The sequence below is a fragment of the Staphylococcus nepalensis genome (assembly GCF_014635045.1).
Classification (GTDB): domain Bacteria; phylum Bacillota; class Bacilli; order Staphylococcales; family Staphylococcaceae; genus Staphylococcus; species Staphylococcus nepalensis.
This window is the reverse complement of the sequence record NZ_BMCF01000019.1, coordinates 1-3025: the sequence shown is the minus strand read 5'-3', so window position 1 is coordinate 3025 and position 3025 is coordinate 1. Positions and strand designations below refer to the sequence as shown.

The window sequence follows — 3025 nt, the reverse complement described above, 5'->3', positions numbered from 1 at the left end:
TGGTCAAAAATATGCGATGACTGGAATGACAATGGATTGGACTTTAACTGCTAGCGAAGAAGGAACGTTCAGAGGACGTAACTCAAACTTCAACGGTGAAGGATTCGCTCGCCAAACATTTGATGTTAATTCAGTTAGCCAAAGTGAATTTAAGGATTGGGTAAAAGATGCTCAAAGTCAAAAGGAATTAGATCAAGATACCTTTGATAAACAACTTTTACCAACTACTGAAAACAAAAACTTAACTTTCAGTGGTACACATATGGCATTTGTTGATCCAGCAGCTGATCCTGAGTATATTTTCTATGCTTATGATCGTTTCAATTACGTACAGAAAGATCCAAACTTTAATACACCAGAAGAAATAAAAGAGGATGTATTAGATAAACCTAATAAACCTGCACGTAAGCCACAAATCACAAACGCAAACTATGAACGTCATGGTATGAAAGCTATGATGCTAGGCAATAATGAACCATATAACAGTGAGTTTAAAGATGAAGAATCACATAATATGGACGAAATGGAAAAAATCTCAGAAGGTGCTAAAGACGAACAAGCATCAGAGTCTGAGAAAAAAGACCATGAACATGGAGGTGGACATTAATGAATTTCCCATGGGATCAATTGCTCGTTCATGGCGATTGGATGGTTACAATGGCACAAATCGGTGCACCGTTCGCTATCATCGCAGTGATCGCAGTAATTACTTATTTTAAATTATGGAAATATCTATACAGAGAGTGGTTCACATCGGTTGACCATAAAAAAATCGGCGTGATGTATTTAATCTGTGCTGTATTAATGTTCGTGCGTGGCGGTATTGATGCCTTAATGATGCGTACACAATTAGCAATTCCAGATAATACATTTTTAGAACCACATCATTATAATGAAGTTTTTAGCACGCACGGCGTCATCATGATTATCTTTATGGTAATGCCATTCATTTTCGGTTTATGGAATGTTGTTGTACCTTTACAAATTGGTGCAAGAGACGTTGCATACCCTGTATTAAATAACGTAAGTTTCTGGTTATTTTTCTCAGGTATGTTGTTATTCAACCTGTCATTTATAATCGGAGGCTCACCTGCGGCTGGTTGGACGAACTACGCACCGATGGCAGGAGAATTCAGCCCAGGGCCCGGAGTCAACTATTACTTAATTGCAATTCAAATTACTGGTATAGGTACCCTAATGACTGGTATTAACTTCTTTGTTACTATAATCAGATGTAAAACATCTACCATGAAATTTATGGAAATGCCAATGTTTACGGTTACTGCTTTCATTACCACATTACTCATTATATTGGCTTTCCCAGTATTAACAGTGGCATTAGCACTGTTCACAACAGATAGAATCTTCGATACTGCATTCTTTACAGTCGCAAATGGCGGTATGCCAATGTTATGGGCTAACTTCTTTTGGGTGTGGGGCCATCCTGAAGTTTATATTGTTGTGCTACCAGCGTTCGGTATATATTCTGAGATTATCCCAACATTTGCTCGTAAACGTCTGTTTGGTCACCAAAGTATGGTATGGGCAACAGCAGGTATCGCATTCCTTAGTTTCTTAGTTTGGGTTCACCATTTCTTCACAATGGGTAATGGTGCGTTAATTAACTCAGTCTTTTCAATCACAACCATGCTGATTGGTATCCCAACCGGCGTTAAAATCTTTAACTGGTTATTTACGCTTTATCAAGGTCGAATTACTCTTGAGTCACCAATGTTATTTGCGCTAGCATTTATTCCTACCTTCCTAATAGGTGGAGTGACTGGTATTATGCTTTCTATGGCAGCAGCTGACTATCAGTATCATAATACGTACTTCTTAATTGCACACTTCCACTACACATTAGTAGCTGGTGTTGCATTCGGTTTATTAGGCGCACTCATATTCTGGTGGCCGAAGATGGTTGGGTTTAAGTTAAATGAAACATTAAATAAATGGTGTTTTTGGTTCTTCATTATTGGTTTTAACGTTTGTTTCTTACCTCAATTCATCCTTGGATTAGATGGTATGCCACGTCGTTTATACACTTATATGCCAGAAGACGGCTGGTGGTTGTTAAACGCAATCTCTACTGTCGGTGCGCTCATGATGGCATTAGGCTTTATGTTCTTAATTGCTAGTATCGTATATAGTTTCTTCAAATCACCACGTGAAGCTACTGGCGACAATTGGTACGGTATAGGACGTACATTAGAGTGGTCCACTGCTTCAGCGATGCCACCTGAATACAACTTTGCTGTCATACCGGACTGGAATGACTATGATACATTTGTAAATATGAAAGAACATGGGCGTCATTATTTAGATAATCATAACTATACTGATATTCATATGCCAAATAATACGCCAGTTGGTTTTTGGATGGGCATCCTCTTTACAATCGGGGGCTTCTTCCTGATCTTTGAAACAATCCTCCCAGCTGTTATTTGCTTAATAGGTATCTTTGGCACTATGATTTTCCGTAGTTTCCAAGTAGACCACGGTTATCATATCCCAGCTTCTGAAGTAGCAGAAAACGAAAAACGTTTGCTTAACGAACGTATAAAAGAAAGGGAGGCTGTACGTCATGAGTCATGATGCAAACACTATTGATCAACGTTCGCATGAAGGTAATTTAAATAGACTTGGCTTTTGGATATTCCTTACAGCAGAAGTCTCACTATTCGGTACGCTATTTGCAACCCTATTAACACTTCAACATGGCGGAGACTATGGCGGTAAAATGACGACTGAAATGTTCGAATTACCCCTCGTTTTGATAATGACATTTGCGTTATTAATTAGTTCTTATACTTGTGGTATTTCTATTTACTATATGAGAAAAGAAAAAGCAAAATTAATGACGATTTGGATGATTATCACTTTATTATTTGGTGTTGTTTTCGTAGGATTTGAAATTTACGAGTTTGCACACTACGTATCAGAAGGTGTTAACCTAACAATCGGTTCTTATTGGTCTAGTTTCTTTATACTTTTAGGAACACACGGCGCCCACGTCTCATTAGGT

The 3025-nt window shown here is 38.2% G+C and carries 2 protein-coding genes and 1 pseudogene; all 3 read left to right on the top strand.

Annotated elements, in window-relative coordinates:
* Nucleotides 1-607, top strand: a pseudogene (locus tag IEU88_RS13550) (cytochrome aa3 quinol oxidase subunit II); the annotation flags it as partial.
* Nucleotides 607-2595: a cytochrome aa3 quinol oxidase subunit I gene (qoxB, locus tag IEU88_RS13545; protein ID WP_115359543.1), complete on the top strand. Its 1989-nt coding sequence runs from the start codon at nt 607-609 to the stop codon at nt 2593-2595. The pseudogene IEU88_RS13550 and the gene qoxB, both read left to right, overlap by 1 nt.
* Nucleotides 2585-3025 (top strand): cytochrome c oxidase subunit 3 family protein (locus IEU88_RS13540; RefSeq protein ID WP_188350427.1); only part of this gene is annotated, 441 nt, incomplete at its 3' end. The genes qoxB and IEU88_RS13540, both read left to right, overlap by 11 nt.

Coding starts and splice junctions, on each gene's coding strand:
- qoxB (WP_115359543.1), top strand. CDS start 607: ATGAATTTCCCATGGGATCAATTGCTCGTTCATGGCGATTGGATGGTT.